This window comes from Pseudomonas sp. 06C 126 (genome assembly GCF_001855215.1).
Lineage (GTDB): Bacteria > Pseudomonadota > Gammaproteobacteria > Pseudomonadales > Pseudomonadaceae > Aquipseudomonas > Aquipseudomonas proteolytica.
In genome coordinates this window covers 29904-49578 of record NZ_MIFU01000077.1, presented here as the reverse complement: position 1 = coordinate 49578, position 19675 = coordinate 29904, and the positions used below count along the sequence as shown (strand labels likewise).

20 protein-coding genes are annotated in these 19675 nt (G+C 59.7%); 11 read left to right on the top strand and 9 right to left on the bottom strand.

Annotated features, from left to right (window positions below):
- The first annotated feature begins 14 nt into the window (after nt 1-14).
- Complete coding sequence (locus tag BHC62_RS10880; RefSeq protein ID WP_029299813.1) at nt 15-470, top strand: YiiD C-terminal domain-containing protein; 456 nt, start codon at nt 15-17, stop codon at nt 468-470.
- A 150-nt stretch (nt 471-620) separates the two neighbouring features.
- Here BHC62_RS10880 and cysQ read toward each other — a convergent pair whose 3' ends face one another.
- Nucleotides 621-1457, bottom strand: a complete 837-nt coding sequence (cysQ, locus tag BHC62_RS10875) for a 3'(2'),5'-bisphosphate nucleotidase CysQ (RefSeq protein ID WP_029299811.1) — start codon at nt 1455-1457, stop codon at nt 621-623.
- Nucleotides 1454-2020 carry an ADP compounds hydrolase NudE gene (nudE, locus tag BHC62_RS10870; protein WP_029299809.1) on the bottom strand — a complete coding sequence of 189 codons (567 nt, stop codon included), beginning with the start codon at nt 2018-2020 and terminating at the stop codon, nt 1454-1456. The genes cysQ and nudE overlap by 4 nt, the downstream gene beginning before the upstream one ends.
- A 91-nt stretch (nt 2021-2111) precedes the next feature.
- Between nudE and yrfG the strand changes: the two genes are divergently transcribed.
- Entirely contained in the window at nt 2112-2780 is a 669-nt protein-coding gene (gene yrfG / locus BHC62_RS10865; protein ID WP_070995023.1) for a GMP/IMP nucleotidase, read from the top strand.
- Between the two features lie 106 nt (nt 2781-2886).
- Here the strand turns inward: yrfG and lysM are convergent, their stop codons facing one another.
- On the bottom strand, nt 2887-3327 hold the full coding sequence (gene lysM / locus BHC62_RS10860; protein ID WP_070995022.1) for a peptidoglycan-binding protein LysM: 441 nt from the start codon (nt 3325-3327) through the stop codon (nt 2887-2889).
- Between the two features lie 134 nt (nt 3328-3461).
- On the opposite strand from lysM, the gene BHC62_RS10855 reads away from it, so the two are divergent.
- The 4 genes from BHC62_RS10855 (at nt 3462) to BHC62_RS10840 (ending at nt 8334) form a co-directional block, all read left to right on the top strand.
- Entirely contained in the window at nt 3462-4331 is an 870-nt protein-coding gene (locus BHC62_RS10855; protein ID WP_029299805.1) for a LysR family transcriptional regulator, read from the top strand.
- A gap of 115 nt (nt 4332-4446) precedes the next feature.
- Entirely contained in the window at nt 4447-5286 is an 840-nt protein-coding gene (gene fdhD, locus BHC62_RS10850; protein ID WP_070995021.1) for a formate dehydrogenase accessory sulfurtransferase FdhD, read from the top strand.
- The gene (locus BHC62_RS10845) at nt 5283-7631 is read left to right on the top strand and encodes an FdhF/YdeP family oxidoreductase (protein ID WP_070995020.1); all 2349 of its coding nucleotides are present in this window, start codon (nt 5283-5285) and stop codon (nt 7629-7631) included. Before fdhD ends, BHC62_RS10845 begins: the two co-directional genes overlap by 4 nt.
- Nucleotides 7632-7854: 223 nt before the next feature.
- The gene (locus tag BHC62_RS10840) at nt 7855-8334 is read left to right on the top strand and encodes a glycine zipper domain-containing protein (protein ID WP_029299799.1); all 480 of its coding nucleotides are present in this window, start codon (nt 7855-7857) and stop codon (nt 8332-8334) included.
- 144 nt (nt 8335-8478) lie between these two features.
- Here BHC62_RS10840 and BHC62_RS10835 read toward each other — a convergent pair whose 3' ends face one another.
- The 3 genes from BHC62_RS10835 to BHC62_RS10825 form a co-directional block, all read right to left on the bottom strand.
- Entirely contained in the window at nt 8479-8910 is a 432-nt protein-coding gene (locus tag BHC62_RS10835) for a thioesterase family protein (RefSeq protein WP_070995019.1), read from the bottom strand.
- 23 nt (nt 8911-8933) lie between these two features.
- A complete protein-coding gene (locus BHC62_RS10830) occupies nt 8934-10871 on the bottom strand; it encodes an ATP-dependent DNA helicase RecQ (RefSeq protein WP_070995018.1) in 1938 nt (645 codons plus the stop codon).
- A 262-nt stretch (nt 10872-11133) separates the two neighbouring features.
- Nucleotides 11134-12309 carry a tetratricopeptide repeat protein gene (locus tag BHC62_RS10825; protein WP_029299795.1) on the bottom strand — a complete coding sequence of 392 codons (1176 nt, stop codon included), beginning with the start codon at nt 12307-12309 and terminating at the stop codon, nt 11134-11136.
- A 343-nt stretch (nt 12310-12652) separates the two neighbouring features.
- Here BHC62_RS10825 and BHC62_RS10820 point away from each other — a divergent pair, with 343 nt between their 5' ends.
- Nucleotides 12653-13084 carry a hypothetical protein gene (locus tag BHC62_RS10820; RefSeq protein ID WP_186351788.1) on the top strand — a complete coding sequence of 144 codons (432 nt, stop codon included), beginning with the start codon at nt 12653-12655 and terminating at the stop codon, nt 13082-13084.
- A 274-nt stretch (nt 13085-13358) separates the two neighbouring features.
- Nucleotides 13359-13715 (top strand): DUF1493 family protein, encoded by a 357-nt coding sequence (locus BHC62_RS29315; protein ID WP_029299791.1) that lies wholly within the window; start codon nt 13359-13361, stop codon nt 13713-13715.
- Nucleotides 13716-13914: 199 nt separating this feature from the next.
- Here the strand turns inward: BHC62_RS29315 and BHC62_RS10810 are convergent, their stop codons facing one another.
- Both BHC62_RS10810 and hslO read right to left on the bottom strand, forming a co-directional pair.
- Entirely contained in the window at nt 13915-15456 is a 1542-nt protein-coding gene (locus tag BHC62_RS10810) for a phosphoenolpyruvate carboxykinase (RefSeq protein WP_029299789.1), read from the bottom strand.
- Between the two features lie 179 nt (nt 15457-15635).
- The gene (hslO, locus tag BHC62_RS10805; protein ID WP_029299788.1) at nt 15636-16538 is read right to left on the bottom strand and encodes an Hsp33 family molecular chaperone HslO; all 903 of its coding nucleotides are present in this window, start codon (nt 16536-16538) and stop codon (nt 15636-15638) included.
- A 125-nt stretch (nt 16539-16663) separates the two neighbouring features.
- Here hslO and BHC62_RS10800 point away from each other — a divergent pair, with 125 nt between their 5' ends.
- The gene (locus tag BHC62_RS10800) at nt 16664-17464 is read left to right on the top strand and encodes a phosphatase PAP2 family protein (protein ID WP_070995017.1); all 801 of its coding nucleotides are present in this window, start codon (nt 16664-16666) and stop codon (nt 17462-17464) included.
- A 41-nt stretch (nt 17465-17505) separates the two neighbouring features.
- On the opposite strand, the gene BHC62_RS10795 is transcribed toward BHC62_RS10800, so the two are convergent.
- The gene (locus tag BHC62_RS10795; protein WP_029299784.1) at nt 17506-17913 is read right to left on the bottom strand and encodes an RNA-binding S4 domain-containing protein; all 408 of its coding nucleotides are present in this window, start codon (nt 17911-17913) and stop codon (nt 17506-17508) included.
- A gap of 300 nt (nt 17914-18213) precedes the next feature.
- On the opposite strand from BHC62_RS10795, the gene BHC62_RS10790 reads away from it, so the two are divergent.
- Nucleotides 18214-18678 (top strand): ATP-dependent zinc protease, encoded by a 465-nt coding sequence (locus BHC62_RS10790; protein WP_286675716.1) that lies wholly within the window; start codon nt 18214-18216, stop codon nt 18676-18678.
- Complete coding sequence (gene rimK, locus BHC62_RS10785; protein WP_029299780.1) at nt 18675-19580, top strand: 30S ribosomal protein S6--L-glutamate ligase; 906 nt, start codon at nt 18675-18677, stop codon at nt 19578-19580. The genes BHC62_RS10790 and rimK overlap by 4 nt, the downstream gene beginning before the upstream one ends.
- The last annotated feature ends 95 nt before the right edge of the window (nt 19581-19675 follow it).

Below are 19675 nucleotides of genomic sequence, written 5' to 3'. Positions count from 1 at the left end.
GCCAAGAGACCGCCATGAGCCGCGATAGCCGTTACCTGGAATCGATTCTGCACCATGACATCCCCCTGACCCGGGAGATGGGCCTCAAGGTGCTCGACTGGCAGGACCGGCAACTGCGCCTGCACTTACCGTTGCAAGCCAATATCAACCACAAGAGCACCATGTTTGGCGGCAGCCTGTACTGCGGCGCCGTACTCGCGGGTTGGGGCTGGCTGCACCTGCAATTGCGCGAGGAAGGGGTTGAAGACGGGCATATCGTGATCCAGGAAGGGCAGATCAGCTACCCGTTGCCTGTCACCCAGGACGCCACGGCGATTTGCCAGGCCCCGGAGGACAAGGTATGGAAGCGTTTTTTGGCGACCTACCAACGTCATGGCCGGGCGCGGCTGGCGTTGCAGACATGGATTGTGAATGAAGGCAGTGAAGCGCCGGCGGTGGTGTTTACCGGGCAGTACGTCCTGCACCGCTAAACCCCAAGTGAGAGCCAGATTGTGTGTGGGAGCTGGCTTGTGTGGGAGCTGGCTTGCCTGCGATAGCATCACCTCGGCTTATCTGAAAAACCGAGGCGCCTGCATCGCGGGCAAGCCCGGCTCCCACAACAGACTAAACCCCAGCCACAGTCAAGATCGGGCCAGCGCCAGCAAGCGCTCGCGCCAGGCGGCCTTGGCCGGCAAGGCCAGGAAGAACGGGTTCAACAGCGACGCCCGCGCCGGGTAGCTGAACCGCTGGCCATTCAACTCCAGCACTTCGCCGCCAGCGCCCTCCAGCACGCCCTGGGCAGCGGCGGTGTCCCACTGCGAGGTCGGTGCCAGGCGCGGATAGCAATCGGCGCTGCCTTCGGCCAACAGGCAGAATTTCAAGGAGCTGCCGATATTGGCCAGCTTCAACTCCCCCAGCCCTTCGCTCAAGCCGTCGAGCAAGCGCTCTTGTTCGGGGCTGGTATGGCGACGGCTGGCGACTACGGTGAACGCCTCGCCGGCGGCGGGCTTCTGCCGCACCTGGATCTGCCGGGGCGCGGCATTCACGTCGGAGCGCCACGCCCCAAGCCCGGCGCCACCGAAGTAGCAGCGGCCACTGGTGGGCATGGAAACCACACCAAACACCACACGCCCGTGTTCGATCAAGGCGATGTTGACGGTAAATTCCTCACTGCCACTGATAAATTCCTTGGTGCCATCCAGTGGGTCTACCAGCCACCAGCGCTGCCAACCGGCACGCACGCTCTGGTCGATATCGGCGTCTTCTTCCGACAGCACCGGGATGCTCGGGTCCAGCGCGGTGAGACCGGCGAGAATCAGGTGATGGGCGGCCAGGTCGGCGGCGGTGACCGGCGAATCATCCGCCTTGGCCGTCACGGCCACATCGGCGCGCCAATACGGCAGGATCACCTCGCCGGCCTGGCGGGCCAGTTCGATCACCGGGGCAATGTAGGCGTGGCCGAGGAACAATTCACTCATGGCTGGTAGGCTCCGCGCTGGGTCAGCAGGTCACGCACCAGATACAACGCGGCCAGGGCACGGCCTTCGCTGAACTGCGCGTGCTGCGCCAGCTGTGCAAGCTCGCGCAGGTTGACCCGGTCCACGCGCATCGGCTCGGGCTCGTCACCCTCCAGGCGCTCTTCGTAAAGCTCGGTGGCCAGCACCACCTGGATTTTCTGGCTCATATAGCCTGGGGACAGGGACAGTTCGGTCAAGTGTTCCAACTGCCGTGCGCCATAGCCCGCCTCTTCCTTGAGTTCACGGTCTGCCGCCGCCAGCACGTCTTCGCCCGGTTCGATCAGGCCCTTGGGCAAGGACAGTTCATACTCATCCGTGCCGCCGCAGTATTCTTCCACCAGCAGCGCGTGGTCAGCGTCGATCATCGCCACGATCATCACCGCGCCATACCCTGCGCCACGGCCCACCAGGCGCTCGTAGGTCCGCTCAACGCCATTGGAGAAGCGCAACTGCACTTGCTCCACGCGGAACAAACGACTACTGGCGACAATTTCGCGGGCGAGGACGGTGGGTTTCTGGCGCATAAAGGGCTCCTTGGCGTGATCGGGTTACTATACCGTGGCTTTTCCGATTGTCTGTGTCGGATATATTTACTTACCTGCTTGAGACCCCACCATGCCTCCATTGCCCTGGTCCGATATCGACACCGTCCTGCTGGACATGGACGGCACCTTGCTCGACCTGCATTTCGACAACCACTTCTGGATGGAACACCTGCCCCGGCGCTATGCAGAACTGCACGGGGTGAGCCAGGCCATGGCCGAGATGGAGTTGCAACCGCTGTTCGAGCGTAACGCCGGCCAGTTGCAATGGTATTGCCTGGATTTCTGGAGCGCCGAACTGAAGATCCCGGTGCGCGAACTCAAGCTGGAAACCGCCCACTTGATCGCCCTGCGCCCGGATGCCGACACCTTCCTGGCGGCGATCAAACAAGCCGGCAAACGCGTGATCCTGATCACCAATGCCCACCGCGACTCGCTGTCGTTGAAGCTGGAACGCATTGAGCTGGCGCCGTATTTCGAGCGACTGATCAGTTCCCACGACTATGGGTTTGCCAAGGAAAACCCGCAGTTCTGGGACGCATTGCAGGCGGATATCGACTTCGACCCGGCGCGTAGCCTGTTTATCGACGACACCTTGCCGATTCTGCGCAGTGCGCGGGATTTTGGCGTGGGGCATTTGCTGGCGGTCAAACAGCCGGACAGCCGCAAGGGGCCGAAGGATACGGCGGAGTTCGATGCGGTCGAGGATTACCGGGAATTGATTTCAGAATTATCGTTGTAGGAGCGAGCTTGCTCGCGAAAAACGTCTGGACAGCGCTTTCATTCAGGATGTCCGCGTTATCGTTAACGACCTTCGCGAGCAAGCTCGCTCCTACAAGGGGACAAGCTTACTCAGGAATACGCAGTGTCTGCCCTGGGTAGATTTTGTTCACATCCTTGAGCATTGGCTTGTTGGCCTCGAAGATTTTGTTGTACTGATTGGCGTTGCCATAGACCTTCAGAGAGATCGCGCTCAATGTGTCGCCTTTCTCCACGACAACAAAGCGAGCTGCGGTGACCGCAGGCCCGGTGACGGTAATCTGATCATCCACACTGGAGACGCCTGCGATGTTACCTGCAGCCAGCAGAATTTTTTCCTTCTCTTCCTGACTGGAAACCTCACCGGTGATCGTGACTTTGTCACCATCAACAGTAGCCGTCACATTCGGATTGCCCAGCCCGACGGCTTCAATGTGCTTCTTCAGTTCATCACTCGCGTTCGCATTACCCGGCGTCAACAGATCAATCAGCTTTTCGCCTGCTTCCTTAACAAAACTAAAAATACTCATACGTGCGCTCTCCTTGGGATTGGGTTTCCAGATGCCAAAGACTAGACCAGTCTTACAGACCTTGGTTCCAGTCCGACCAATGACGCAAACGCGCTAGAATCCCCCCGCCATTGGAATAAGAGCCCGGAGCGAAGATGGACATCAAACAGCTGAAATTCCTCATCGCCCTCGACGAAACCCGTCACTTCGGCCAGGCGGCCGCGCGCTGCCACATTACCCAGCCGACCCTGTCGATGCGCCTGCGCAGCCTGGAAGAAGAACTGGAGCTACCGCTGGTCAATCGCGGCCAGCGTTTCGAGGGTTTTACCGCCCCCGGCGAGCGGGTGCTGGCCTGGGCGCGTACGGTACTGGCAGCCTATGACGGCCTGCAGGCCGAGGCGGCAGCCTGCCGCGGCAACCTGGTGGGGACACTGCGCCTGGGGGTGGTGCCGTTGTCGAGCTTCGATCCGCTGGCCTTGATGCAACAACTGCACAGGCAGCACCCCAGCCTGCGCTTTGAGCTATCGGCCCTGAGTTCCGAGCAGATCCTCGAACAACTGGCGAGCAATCGCCTGGATTTGGGCGTGTCCTACCTCGAGCGCCTGGACGCCGAGCGCTTTGACTCCCTGGCCCTGGACGAAACCCGCATGGGCCTGCTGTACGACCAACGGTTTTTCAGTTTTGGCGAAAAGCCCTTGAGCTGGGAGGCGCTGATCGAACTGCCTCTGGGCATGCTTACCAGCGGCATGCACTTTCGCCAGTCCATCGACCACAACTTCCACAGCCGCGGCCTGACCCCCCAACCCTTGCTGCAAACCGATGCCGTCCATCAGTTGCTGCAGGCCGTGCACGGCGGGCTGTGTTGTGCGGTGATGCCCCTGGACGGCGGCCTTGATGCCCTGACCGAGCACCTGCGGCTGCAACCCATCGAAAACGCGCAAACCCTGGCCAAGCTGGGGCTGATCATGCGTCGCAGTGCGCCGCGTTCGGCGCTGGCCGAGGCGTGTTTTGCGCTTTATCAGTAATCGCTGCTGGAACCTTGATCGACGTCATCTATCGGCAGATCAGTACTGACGATTAGACGCGACCCTTTGTCGCGCCTAGTCTTCACTCTGAACACTTCGCCGGTGACTAGACTTCATGAACGCCCAGCGCCCAGCACGCGCGGCGCCCGCCCTGACAACGCCCGCGCCCGCCGCCAGCCAGAGTTATCAGTATTGCAACCTCGACCGCACGCAATCGGACAGCACCGCGCTGGCCGAGGAAGTCGCGTTGGCGATTGCCTATAACGACATCAGCCAGGCCGTGATGCTGGTGACGCCCACCGACCTTGAAGACTTTATCGTCGGCTTCAGCCTGGGCAGCGGCATCATCAGCGACATCAGCGATATCTACGACCTGCAACTGAGCGGCACAGGCTCGGCCCAATACGCTCAGGTACAGATCTCCAGCCGCGCCTTCTGGAACCTCAAGCAACAGCGCCGGCAACTGGCTGGCACCAGCGGCTGCGGCCTGTGCGGGGTGGAAGCGCTGGAGCAAGCGCTGCCGCACCTCAAGGTGTTGCCGGGCGCACCATTGCCGCCTGCCGCGTGGCTGGAGGGCTTGCGCCAGCGCATCAGCGCCTTTCAGCCATTGGGCCAATACAGCGGCGCGGTGCATGCGGCGGTATTCATGAATAACCAGGGTGAGCTGCTGCTGGGCCGCGAAGATATCGGCCGGCATAACGCCCTCGACAAACTGATCGGCGCCTTGGTCCGTCAGCACATCCCGACGGCAGGCGGCGTGGCAATTGTCACCAGCCGTTGCAGCCTCGAATTAATCCAGAAAGTCCTGCGCGCGGGCATCCAGACCCTGGTCAGCCTGTCGTCGCCCACCGGCCTGGCCCTGCAGTGGGCACGCCGGCACAACCTCAACCTTATCCACCTGCCGCAAAAAAGCGCGCCGCGGGTCTATAGCCCTGCGATGGAGTATCAGCCATGAGCAATCATCACCAAGCCGACCAAACCCCAACCCCGCGCTACAAGCCCTACAAAGGCCCGGCTGGCGGCTGGGGTGCGCTGATCAGCGTGGCGCAGGCGTGGCTGACCAGCGACAACGCGCTGAAAAATATCCGCATGATGCTCAAGACCAACCAGAACGGCGGCTTCGACTGCCCCGGCTGCGCCTGGGGTGACTCGCCGGAAAGCGGCATGGTCAAGTTCTGCGAGAACGGCGCCAAGGCAGTCAACTGGGAAGCCACCAAGCGCCGGGTGGACGCGGCGTTCTTCGCCAAACACAGCGTCAGCGCGCTGCTGGAACAAAGCGACTATTGGCTGGAATACCAGGGCCGCCTGACCGAGCCGATGAGCTACGACGCCGAGACCGACCGTTACAAGCCCATCAGCTGGGAGTCAGCCTTCGACCTGATCGGCCAGCACTTGCGCGCCCTGCCAAGCCCGGATATGGCCGAGTTCTATACCTCGGGCCGCGCCAGCAATGAGGCCGCATACCTCTATCAATTGTTCGTGCGCGCCTACGGCACCAACAACTTCCCGGATTGCTCGAACATGTGCCACGAAGCCAGCGGTGTGGCCCTGGCGCAGAGCGTGGGTGTGGGCAAAGGCACGGTGACGTTTGACGACTTTGAACACGCCGACGCGATTTTCGTCTGGGGCCAGAACCCCGGCACCAACCACCCACGCATGCTCGAACCGCTGCGCGAAGCGGTGAAGCGCGGCGCCCAGGTGGTCTGTATCAACCCGCTCAAAGAGCGTGGCCTGGAACGTTTCCAGCACCCGCAACACCCGCTGGAAATGCTCACCAACGGCGACAAGCCAACCAACACTGCGTACTTCCGGCCAGCACTGGGTGGCGACATGGCCATCCTGCGCGGCATGGCCAAGTTTCTGCTGCTATGGGAACGCCAGGCCCAGGCCGAAGGCAAGGAGGCGGTGTTCGACCACGACTTCCTCAATGAACACACGGTCAACGTGCTGGATTACCTGGCGAAGATCGACGACACCTCTTGGGATGAAATCGTCGAGCAGTCCGGCCTGAGCCTGGTGGAGATAGAGCAGGCGGCGCGCATGTACGCCAAAGGCAAGAACGTGATCATGTGCTGGGCGATGGGCATCACCCAACATCGGCACTCGGTGCCGACCATCCAGGAAATCGCCAACCTGATGCTGCTGCGCGGCAACATCGGCCGCCCCGGCGCCGGCCTGTGCCCGGTACGCGGCCACAGCAACGTGCAGGGCGATCGCACCATGGGGATCAACGAACGGCCGCCCGTGGCCTTCCTCGATGCCCTGGAGCGCCGCTTCCAGTTCAAGGTACCCCGCGACAACGGGCATAACGTGGTCGAGGCAATCCACGCCATGCTCGAAGGCCGCGCCAAGGTGTTTATCGGCCTGGGCGGCAACTTCGCCCAAGCCACGCCCGACAGCCCGCGCACCTTCCAGGCCTTGAGCAACTGCGACCTGACAGTACAGATCAGCACCAAGCTCAATCGCAGCCACCTGGCCCACGGCAAACAGGCCTTGATCCTGCCGTGCCTGGGCCGTACCGACATCGATATTCAGGCCGATGGCCCGCAAGCGGTGACGGTAGAAGACTCGTTCAGCATGGTGCACGCCTCCAACGGCCAGCTGCAGCCACTGTCGAAGCTGATGAAATCTGAGCCGGCGATTCTCGCCGGCATCGCCGCTGCTACCCTGGGCAGCAAGCCGGTGGACTGGAACTGGTTGGTAGCCGACTACCGCCGCATCCGCGACTTGATCGCCGATACCATTCCCGGTTTCAAGGACTTCAATGAGCGCGTGCAACACCCAGGCGGTTTCTACCTGGGCAACAGCGCCGGCGCACGCCGCTGGAACACGCCGTCAGGGCGCGCCAATTTCCGCGCCAATATCCTGCCCAAGGACCTGGTGCATGAACGCACCCGCGCCACTGGCCAATTGCCCGACCTGATCATGCAGTCCATGCGTTCCCACGATCAGTACAACACCACTATCTACGGCCTGGATGACCGCTATCGCGGGGTCAAGGGCCAGCGCGACGTGCTGTTCGTCAACGAAGCCGACATCATCCGCCTGGGCTTCAAGCCAGGGCAGAAGGCCGATATCGTGTCGATCTGGGATGACGGCCGCGAGCGTCGGGTCAAGGGCTTTACCTTGCTGGCGTTCGATATTCCGGCGGGGCAAGCGGCAGCCTACTACCCTGAGGTCAACCCGCTGGTGCCACTGGAAAGCACTGGGGACGGTAGCCATACGCCTACCTCCAAGTTCGTGGCGATCCGCCTGGAAGCGGCCAGCGAGACTGGGTTGATAATGGCCAGGATCGCCTGATCGACTCCACGCCGGGGAACGATCTTTACGGGCACAAAAAAGGCCGCTTTTGCATAAAAGCGGCCGTTCCGAAGTAGCTAAAGACCGGCAAAAACGACTTAAGTTCCCGAATTAAAACAGTAACTTAGCTAATTGTATACAACCTGCACCACTGGTCGGAATTCGATTGTAAGAATATTCCGACAACCTCAGGATCGCGCCGTCATCCCCTTGAGGTTCACCTATGAAGTTCTCCTCGATTCTCTTGTTGTCCCTTGGCCTGGTCAGTGGCGCAGCCATGGCCGGTGGCACCACCGAAGCCGGTGTAGGCGGCGCATTGGGCGGGGTTCTAGGTTCAGTCGTCGGCCAGCAGATCGGCGGCAATACCGGTTCGGCCATTGGTGCGGCCCTGGGCGGCGCCGGCGGTAGCGCAGTGGGCGCAGACAAACGCAGCCGAGGCGAAGCGGCCATTGGCGGCGCGCTGGGCGCAGCCGGCGGCAACGTGGTCGGTCGTAGTGTCGGCGGCAACACCGGTAGCCTGATCGGTGCGGCAGCAGGCGGTGGTGCCGGCGGCGCGCTGGGCAACTACATGGGCAACAAGAGCGACGACGACGACCGTCGCTATCGCGGGCGCGATAACCGTCGCTACGACCGCGATGATCATCGTGGCCGTGGGCATGCCTATGGGCATCGCAAGAACAAGCATCACTACCGTCACCGGTAAAATCCAAAGAACACTGCATACCCCGTGTGGGAGCGGGCTTGCCCGCGATTGCGGTGGGTCAGTTATTGGATACTTGACTGATCCACCGCCATCGCGGGCCAGCCCGCTCCCACATTCGCTTCGGTGGCGTTTATGCGTTCGCGGTCAGATCACTAACCGCTGCAAAGCCTCGCGCAACACCCCCGCAATCGCCACCGGCTGGTTTGTCGCCCGGTCGACAAACACATGCACAAACCGCCCCGCCGCGCAGGCTTCGTCTTCGCCAGCCTTGAACACCGCCAACTCGTACTGCACTGAACTGTTGCCCAACTTGCCCACCCGCAGGCCGATATCGATACGGTCGGGAAAGGCTATCGACGCGAAATAATCGCACGCCGAACTCACCACAAACCCCACCACCTTGCCGTCATGGATATCCAACCCACCCTGCTCGATCAGGTAGGTGTTCACTGCCGTATCGAAGAAGCTGTAATAGGTGACGTTATTCACATGGCCATACACGTCATTGTCGTGCCAGCGCGTAATGATCGGCTGGAAGTGGCGGTAATCGGCACGCTGCGGCATTGAGTCAGGCATGGGCAAGTCTCGTGAAAGTGAATTTACAGGTCGTTCAGATGGGCCCCGGCCCAATCCCGCACCTGGGCATACGGATACTCTTCCAGCGCGGCAAACCCTGGAATCCCGCGGGCCTTGAGTTTGATAAACAATGGCACGCTGATCCCGCATAAAAACCGCGTCAACCGTTCAGCCCCCGGCAAGCTGCCGGTGTGCTGATGATGCCTGTGGATAAAATCCGCGCACAATCCCTGGAAGCTTTTATCCACAAGCGGCGCCAAGCCAGGTGGCGCTGGGAGATGGGCGATCTGGCCACGGCACACCGAACAATGCCCGCACTGGCGGGGCGCATCCGCATCACCAAAATACTCGGCCAGCCGAAAGCCCAGGCAACGCTCGCTGGCGAACAGCGCCAGCATCCCATGGATCCGCGCCACTTCCGTGACTTCGTGCTGCTTGAAGCCTGTGTATAACTCGGCGCTCATGGCCTGGGTATCAAACCCGCTATCGAGCAGGCTGTAGACCTCGGTCATCTGCTTGCTCTCCAGCTCGATCAGCCCCTGCTCCTGGAAATAGTCCAGCGCCTTGACCACCCGCCCACGCTCGGCCTGGTGCAGTTGATAAAGTGCGTCGAAATCCACAGTGGCCCAGCTACGGGCCCTTTTGCATACCTGGATGATCGCGGCGACAAACTGCTGTCGCTCGCCGGAAAAACGCGCCAGCAACACATCCGGCTCCACCAGGTACTTGAAGCGATACTCGGCATAAAACGCATAGCGCGGTGCAATAACCCCCTTGAGCTCCAGTTGCACCAGCAAGGTCTTGAGCGGTAGCTCACGGATATTGCTCAGCTCTGCCAACGAGCGCAGCAGAAACTCCCATTGCCCGTCATCCCGGGCTGCCAGCAACTCCTCCAGCACCAGCCGGATGCCTTCCTGCTCGGGCGTATCGCCGTACACGAAGTTCTCCAGCACTGTGAGGCTGTCGCGATTGGCCAGCACCAGGCACTCGGAAGGCTGGCCATCACGACCGGCGCGCCCGATTTCCTGGCTGTAGTTCTCGATGGACTTGGGCAGGTCGAAGTGCACCACGTTGCGGATATCGCTCTTGTCGATGCCCATGCCGAAGGCAATGGTGGCGACGATGCAATTGGACTGCCCCCCCATAAACCGGCGCTGAATGCCCTCGCGTTGATCATGGGGCAAACCTGCGTGATAGGCCTCGGCCTGGATGCCGTGGCGGTTCAGGTGCTCGGCGATATGCTCGGCGGTTTTCTGCAAAGTGACATAGACGATGCTCGGCTGGTTGGCCCGCTCACCCATCCACTCCACCAGGCGCCGGCGCTTGTCCACGCCACTGACCGGCTCTACCCACAGGTTGAGGTTGGGCCGGTAGAAGCCCGTGGTGATCACATCCGCGGGGGCGATGGCGAACTTGGCCTGCATATCCGCAATCACCTTGGGCGTCGCGGTGGCCGTCAACAGCAGCGCCTGGGGAATCTTGAACTGGCGCTGGTAGTCGGGGAGCTTCAGGTAGTCCGGGCGGAAGTTGTGGCCCCACTCGGAAATACAGTGCGCCTCGTCTACCACGAGTAACGAAATCGAAACGCTGTGCAAAAAGTTGCGAAAGCGCTCGTTCTTCAAGCGCTCCACGGAAATCATCAGGATTTTCAGCTCACCGGAGCGGGCACGGGCCATGACGTCATTGGCCTCCTCGCGACTTTGCGCCGAATCGATGCTGCCGGCCGAAATACCATGACGCTGTAAAAAGCCCAATTGGTCCTGCATCAACGCCAATAGCGGCGACACCACCAGCGTCAGGTGCGGCAGCAATACGGCTGAGAGCTGATAACAGAGGGATTTTCCGGAACCGGTGGGAAAGATCGCCGCCGCCGACCGACCGGCCAGCACGGCGCTGACAGCGGCCTCCTGGCCTGGGCGAAACTGGGGATAACCAAAGACCTGCTGGAGGGTGTCGTGCATAAGCTGTCACTCCATTGACCGCTGAACAGACCTAAAACATAGCCCGGTATTTTCAGCGGTTCGAGAAAGGTCGCGAGGAAAAGAGAGACAGGATGATACACAGGCCAGGAGGCCCAGTCGGCAATCCGGCAAACACTCAAAAACCAATGTGGGAACGGGCTTGCTCGCGAATGCGGTGTATCAGATACACATTCAGTGACTGACACTACGCATTCGCGGGCAAGCCCGCTCCCACATTTTTTACAGCGTCGTTACAGCTCGATCAGCGGTTTTGCACACGCTCAATGGCTTTGTCATACACCGGGTTGGCCTTCTGCTCCTTGGCCAACTGGTAGTGACGCAGCGCATCGGCAAACTGCCCGGCTGCTTCGTAGATCCGCGCGATGTTGTAGTAGGACCCGGCACGCACGGTAGCGGCGGTCGGGCCGCTGGCCAAAGCGATGGCCTTGCGGTTGGCCCAGATCGACTCTGCGGTGTTGCCGGCTTTCTGATAAGCCAGGCCGAGGTTGCCGTAGGCTTTGCCGAACGAGTTATCCAGTTCGATCGCCTGGCGGAAGTAGTCAATTGCCTGGTCCAGGTTACCGGCCTGGTAGGCAGCTTCGCCTTTGAGGTTCAGTTTTTTCGCATCACCCTGGACAGCAGAACTGACCACCACGGCATCAACCGCAACGCTGTCGTTGAGCAGCGGTTTGACTTCGTTGAGCACGTCCTTGGCTTCGACCAGCACGCCGGTGAAGGTATTGATGTCCTGGAAGTCGCCGCTGCCGGTCATGCGGAACACCGTCCACAAGTTGCCGGTACGATTGGTCGGCACGTAGTAGGTGCGCACCAGGGACTGGCCCATGTACACAAACACCTTGGCCTGGCTCTCGGACAGCGCCGTAGAGCCGGTGTTGGTGCGGTTGGAGAAGTCATGCACGGCGTACACATAGCTTTCGCCGTAGTGTTTTTTCTGCAGGGTGATGGTTTCCGGGCCGTAGCTGTCGGTGTCATCCACATCCAGCTCGGCGTCGGTGCCGGTCTTGCTGTTGAAGTAGATATTGTTGCCAGGGAAGATCATGTGGGAGTCAAGGTCCGAAGGCGATTGCCCCCAGGTCAGCACCACACGCAGGCCGTCGAGGTTTTCCATCACCGGGCTGATGGCGTAGGTCATGCCTTTGCACGGGCACTTGACCACCAGGTTGGAGTAGCCAGGCTTCTTGATGATCAGCAGGTTGTCGGCGCCATCGGCCACTTCGCTGGTGAGGGTGACTTGACCCTGGGCGTTGGTGCGCCCCACCACGTTCTGCGCGCCGTTGCGTTGCAGCAAGACTTCGGCGTCGGCGATTTTCTGGTCCTTGACCACCGCACTGAGCACTTCAATCGGCAACTGCTCGGCCTGGACGGCAAACGCCAGCGCACACAAAGACATCGCCGAAGCGACACGAAGCAAACCCATGCTTAACTCCCTTTAAGTAGTGGGCGGAATCGCCCTACAAGATTTTGCGGTGAAACATACGCTGAATTCAGGCGGCTTGCCGGGATTTTATACAAAATGTGACGTGGTTTTTATCCCAACTATGGGTGGGCGCCTCTTAGCCCAACTTCAAGTATCGGAAGCCCCTGTAGGAAATCGCCAAGCAAGGCACCATACGCTTCCCAAACTACCTCCAGTGCAAACTCAACCCCCTACAGAATCAACCAAGCCTGATCGAAACTAGCGCCCTCTCAACCCTCTCGGCAAGAAATCCGTGGACCTTGAAAGGACTCAATACATTGGCCATTACGGGGTCACGTTCAGCGTGATTCGTTTCACCGTACGACCCAACAACAAGCAAGCACTTGCCAGTCTTTGCTTACTAGAAGCAAAGACCTCAGCGCAGGAAGTTCGCCTGCAACTACAAAATCTGTATGAGCGAATGCTCGCCCAAGACCTCCCTTGCCTCATGACAGTGGTCATTTCAAAACCGCTGACTAGAAAACAGGCAGATAGCTTGAACAACCGGAACAACGTCATCAAAGAAACTATATCGGGAGCGGTGGCAGCCCCAATTGGGCTCATGTCCAGCAAGGCAGAATCAATGGTCGAAAAAGCTACCAGCGATTTGATATCGCGCCAGCTACGCAACTTCCAGCATGCAGACATCATCATCGGCCTAGAGGCTCAGGTCAGCGGGGGAATTGGCCCGCAGCGCTCCAGCCTCTCACTACACGTGTACTCAAATGAGCCATAGTCAAATGCTCTATCTACAGGCGGCGATCTTCTTCGCCTTTTATCTGTTGCTGTATTACAAGATCACCGACTGCACACTCAGAAAACGTTTTGCTGTCACGTTTATAGCAAGCGGCTTGATCCTGACATTCTGGCTACCTTACGTAGCGATCATTCTTAGTATTCAACTGCTCCCCCTCGCTCTGTTCTTGATAGGCTTGGCACTGTTCTTCACCCGCAACAAGTACCGCTATCGCCATGACCACCCCCCTCACCCACTCCGGCGTGCCCCCACCATGAACCTGGCCCCGCACTTCCCAGAAGACCCCGTCATGCAGCAGCTCCTGCAATTGCTGCATGAAGAAATCGGCCTGCCCAAGCACAAGACCATCCGCCTTAAAACTTCGCTCAACTTCGACCTCGGGTGCGACGGCGCGGAGGCCAGGCAGTTTATGGAAGCGCTGGAGCAGACATTTGATCTGGACCTGGGCGACTATGATGCCTACCGTTACTTCAACCCACCGGTGTTTGACGTGTTCCTCAAACATCGCGCCAAGGGCCGGGGCGAGAAGATGCCGCTCACCATCGGCATGCTTTACCTGGCCATCAAGACTCATAGCTGGGATACGCAGACGCTGGAAAATCTGAGCTAAAGAACACTGCGTCATTAATGTCTGTGGGCTCGTGATAGCGGTGGGTCAGTCAATGCATCCAGCGGTTGAAACACCGCAATCGCGAGCAAGCCCACATTCGGATCTGCGCCTTTTTGCCGTCCTGCTCTACGTTCATAGAGATTTGCACGCGCACAAAAAAGCCGCCCACTAGGGGCGGCTTTTTAACAGCTGGCGAATCTTACAACTTAGGACCCGCTGCCTTGATTGCGTCGCTCACTTCAAACTTCTTGAAGTTCTCGACGAACAGGCCGGCCAGAGCCTTCGCGGCTTCGTCGTAGGCTGCTTTGTCAGCCCAGGTGTTGCGTGGGTTCAACAGGCCAGTCTCAACGCCCGGTACGGCCAATGGCACGTCGAGGTTGATGGTGTCCAGGTGCTCGGTTTGCGCACCGATCAACGCGCCGCTCTGGATCGCTGCGATCACTGCACGGGTGGTCGGGATGTTGAAGCGCTTGCCAACACCGTAGCCGCCGCCGGTCCAGCCGGTGTTGACCAGGTAGACCTTGGAGCCGAAGCCGCGGATGCGCTTGATCAGCAGCTCTGCGTATTCGCCAGCCGGACGCGGGAAGAACGGCGCGCCGAAGCAGGTAGAGAAAGTCGACTTGATGCCGCTGCCCGAGCCCATTTCAGTCGAGCCCACCAGTGCGGTGTAGCCGGACAGGAAGTGGTAGGCCGCTTGTTCTTCGTTGAGGATCGACACCGGTGGCAGCACGCCAGTCAGGTCGCAGGTCAGGAAGATCACTGCGTTCGGCTCGCCACCCAGGTTCTTCTCGGAACGCTTGGCAACGTGCTCCAGTGGGTATGCGGCGCGGCTGTTCTGGGTCAGGCTGACATCGGTGTAGTCGGCGTGCTTGGCATCGTTGATCACGACGTTTTCCAGGACCGCGCCGTGCTTGATGGCTTTCCAGATTACCGGCTCGTTCTTCTCGGACAGGTCGATGCACTTGGCATAGCAACCGCCTTCGATGTTGAACACCACGCCTTCGCCCCAACCGTGTTCGTCGTCACCAATCAGGTAACGGCTTTCGTCGGCAGACAGGGTGGTCTTGCCGGTGCCGGACAGGCCGAAGAACAGAGTCACGTCGCCGTCTTCACCGATGTTGGCAGCGCAGTGCATTGGCAGCACGTCAGCCGCCGGCAGCAGGAAGTTCTGCACCGAGAACATGGCTTTCTTCATCTCGCCGGCGTAACGCATGCCTGCGATCAGAACTTTCTTCTGGGCGAAGTTGAGGATCACGCAACCATCGGAGTTGGTGCCGTCACGCTCAGGTACGCATTCGAAGTTGGCAACGTTGAGCACTTGCCATTCTTCCCGACCGGCCGGGTTGTACTGGGCCGGGTTGATGAACAGGCAACGACCGAACAGGTTCTGCCAGGCAGTCTGGGTGGTCATTTTCACGGCCAGGTAGTGGTCTTCGGCAGCACCAACGTGAACGTGGGAAACGAAATGCTCTTGCGCGTTGTTGAAAGCCTCGACGCGAGCCCACAGGGCATCGAACTTGTCGGCCGGGAACTTGCGGTTGATCGGGCCCCAGGCAATGGCGGCCTGGGTGGACGGCTCTTCAACGATGAAACGGTCTACTGGCGAACGCCCGGTACGGTGACCGGTTTCTACGACCAGCGCGCCGGTATCGGCAAGCACGCCTTCACCGCGCTGCAGGGCTTCTTTGACCAGATCGTCAACACTCAGATCGGTGTATACGGCGTTATTGGCTTGCGTCATGAGGTTCCCCGTCGGCCTATGGCCGAGTGCTCCAAACGTTTTGTAGTAGAAAGTTGCGCACTACTACCGCGAAAAAAGTGGGCCGGATTATGCCAGAAAAGCCCAAAAAAAGTAGGGCCCTCCCGTCAGAACACCTCTAATCCGGCGTTTGTCAGGTGATTTACCTGTGCTTAAACGTTTTAGTGGTGGGTACCCGAAGGGGTGTCAACGCCAGCGCCAGCGAACAATTGGGCGATATCGGCAGCGTCGAACAGGTAGCGTTGATTGCAGAACTGGCAGTCGATTTCGATTCGGCCACCATGCTCCACAGCCAGGTTTTGCGCATCTTCCAGGCCCAGGCTCACCAGGGCATTGCCCGAACGCTCGCGGGAACAGCTGCAATGGAATCGCAGCGATTGCGCATCGAACAGACGCACCTCTTCTTCGTGGTACAGGCGGTGCAGGATGGTTTCGTTGTCCAGGCCCAGCAGCTCTTCGGCAGTCAGCGTACCGGCCAGGGCAGTGAGGCCGCGCCAGCTTTCTTCGCGCTCATCCTCATCCTTGATGCGGTCGGCCGGCAGCTGTTGCAACAGCAGGCCACGGGCGCGCTTGCCATCCGCATTGAGCCAGAAGCGGGTGCCCACTTGCTGGGACATGACGAAATAGTTGGTGAAGCAGTCGGACAGGGTTTCACCGTCCAGGTCGACAATGCCCTGGTAGCGCTGGCCAACGGTCGGGTCGATGGTCAACGCCAGTACGCCGTTGGGCATCAGGTCGGCGAGGGTCGCGTCCGCCGGGATCTGGTCCTCTTCATAACGGGCCAGGCCACGGATTTCGCGCTCGCTGGAGCACTCGATCATCAGCATGGGAACCGGGCCTTCGGAACGGGCCTGCAGAATCAGCAAGCCATCGAACTTCATGGTGCCCACCAGCAGCGACGCGGCGGCCATCAGTTCGCCGAGCAACTGTGCGACCGGCTCCGGATAGGGGTGCTTGGCAAGGACTTCGGCATAGCTGCGCTCCAGGGCAACCAGTTCGCCACGAGCGTCGTTGTCGTCAAAGAGGAAACGTTGGGTGAAGTCGGTATCCGGTAGATCAGTCATAGGTCTGGGTATCTGAATTGATGACAAAGTGATGACAATGTTTCTAAAATTATGCGCTTTAGCACCAATTTGGTGCGCTTTTCTTCCGATAGATGAAGAGTTTTAGAGCGAAGAGGAAACAGTTTATGAACAATCCGGGTTTGTTCCAAGCCAAGTGGAACCTCGGGCGATTGGCCCTGTGCAATTTACTCGCTCTGGGGCTGCTGTGTTTTTGGCTATGGCCCGCAGGCCAGATGCTTTGCGTGATATTCGACGAATGGCTGTTTCATCTACTCAACGACCCTCTGGCCAGCAACCCGACCTGGCTGCATGTCTGGGCGGTAGCGAGCCTGCGACCATTTGATGCGGTGGTCGGGGTAATCCTGCTGATGCTGCTGATTCGCGGCGAATGGGTGTTCAAGGCGATTGAGGTGCGCCAGGCGTTTTTTGGTTTCCTCGCGATCCTGCTGTTACTGCTGTTTATCCGCATGCTGTTTTCCAAGCTCGCGGCGCAGATGGGCTGGCAGCACAACAGCCCCTCTATGGTGATCAGCGGGGCGATCCACATGAGCGACTACTTCCCTGACCTGGAAAAAACCTGGGAGTTGAAGGACCGCTCCAGCCAGAGCTTCCCTGGGGACCACGCTTCGGTGCTGCTGATCTGGGGGATGTTCATGAGTGTATTTGCCAAGCGGATCGGGCAAGTCGTGCTGGTCTGGGGGCTGGCGCTGCTGTTCATGATGCCGCGCCTGGTGGCCGGTGCACACTGGGGGCAAGACGACTATATCGGTGGCGTGCTGCTGGCGCTGTTGGCACTGGGCTGGGGTTATTACACGCCGTTTGCTGCGAAGGTCTCGGGTTGGCTGCTGCGCGTGACCGAACCGGTATTCGGGTTGTTGCAACGAGTACCTGTGATCAATCGCTTGAGCGTGATCCGCAACGCCTGAGCCCAGGTGCAGGAGCCTGGCCGGCTCCTGCACGTAAAGCCTCACTCATCATTGCCGCTGCCGCGAAACTTGAACAGGTCGCGGCGCTGTTTCTTGCTTGGCTTGCCGTCGGTGCTCATACCCAACGCTCCGGCCTTGCGCATGGCCGCCGCATTCTCGCGCTTGGCGATACTTGCCGGCGTCTCGGTATACAGCGCCTGCGCTTCGGGAGCGCCCCGGCGGACGATGGAAAGCGCCTGCACCACCACGGTCTTCTCTTCAAAGCCAACACGAATCTGCAACTCGTCGCCAATGTGCGGTTCCTTGCCCGGCTTGCAGCGTTCGCCACGGCAATGCACCTTGCCGCTCTCGATGGCGGCCTTGGCCAAGGCCCGGGTCTTGTAGAAACGCGCAGCCCACAACCACTTGTCCAAACGGACTTTTTCGTCATCTTCCTGCTTTTGAGCCACTTGAATTCCTCGCTCTGAAAAATGTCGCAACTTAACCGTCGAACCCCTTCGACGCACAAACGCCAAGGCTCACCTAAGATACGCCAGGTGTCAGGCAGTTTCCCTTCAGCCATGGTTTTTTATGGCGTGAAGATATCTGTCGCCATTTGGTGAATATTCTGCGTGAATACCGCGAATTCGGCTCCAAGCGCCCGTCAACGTTCCAGGGTTGTCATAATCCGTGAGCAGTTGGACGCTAGTGTCGTTTGACGTCGAAATATTTCTGATTGCCGGTTGTTCATATTGAAGACATTTGACCATTTGACCGTTGTCGGTCTGCGTGAATGGGTGGCGCTTCCCGATCTGGGAGTGGCGGGCCTGCGCGCGAAGATCGACACCGGGGCCAGTACCTCCAGCCTGCATGCCACCGAGATCGAGCCTTTTGAGCGTGACGGTGAAAAGTGGGTGCGTTTCACGGCGCACCTGGGCAGCGTGGTGCAACTGCGTCACCGGCGTTGCGAAGCGCCGCTGGTGGCGATGAAAACCATTAAAAGCTCCAACGGCCAGGCGCAGGTGCGCTACGTCATCAGCACCACCCTGGCCCTGGGTGATCGGGTATGGCGGGTGGAGTTCACCCTGGCTTGCCGCAAAACCATGCGTTACCGCCTGTTGCTAGGTTCCAAAGCCCTGATCGACGGCCAGTTGGTGGTCAACCCGGGGCTCAAGTACGTTCAAGACAAGCCGGTGTTCCCGGTCTCTACTATTGCTGCCACAGGTGTTGCATGAAGATCGCTGTGCTGTCGCGTAACCCGCGTCTGTATTCCACCCGTCGTCTGGTCGAGGCCGGCACCGAACGGGGCCATGAGATGGTGGTGATCGATACGTTGCGCGCCTATATGAACATTGCCAGTCATAAGCCGCAGATCCACTATCGGGGCAAACCACTGGAAGGCTTCGACGCGGTGATCCCGCGCATCGGCGCCTCGGTGACCTTCTACGGCTGCGCGGTACTGCGCCAGTTTGAAATGATGGGGGTGTTTCCGCTCAACGAATCGGTGGCCATTGCTCGCTCCCGGGACAAGCTGCGCTCCCTGCAGTTGCTGTCGCGCCGCGGTATCGGCTTGCCAGTGACCGGCTTTGCCCACTCCCCCGATGACATTCCCGACCTGATCGAGATGGTCAACGGCGCTCCCCTGGTGATCAAGGTGCTGGAAGGCACCCAAGGCATTGGCGTAGTGATGTGTGAAACCGCCACGGCGGCTGAGTCGGTGATCGAGGCGTTCATGGGCCTCAAGCAGAACATCATGGTCCAGGAATACATCAAGGAAGCCGGCGGCGCGGATATCCGTTGCTTCGTGGTGGGGGACAAGGTGATTGCGGCGATGAAACGCCAGGCCAAACCAGGGGAGTTTCGCTCCAACCTGCACCGGGGCGGCAGCGCCAGCCTGATCAAGATCACCCCGGAAGAACGCATGACCGCCCTGCGTGCGGCCAAGGTCATGGGCTTGAGTGTGGCGGGAGTGGATATCCTGCGCTCCAACCACGGGCCACTGGTGATGGAAGTGAACTCTTCACCGGGCCTGGAAGGGATCGAAACCACCACCAACAAGGATGTGGCGGGGATCATCATTCAGCATCTGGAGAAGAACAGCGGGCCGAACATGACTCGTACCAAAGGCAAGGGCTGAGAACCCTTGTAGGATCTGGCTTGCCAGCGATGACTGACTAACATTCAACATCAATGTCGACTGTTATATCTTCGCGCAGGCAAGCCAGCTCCCAC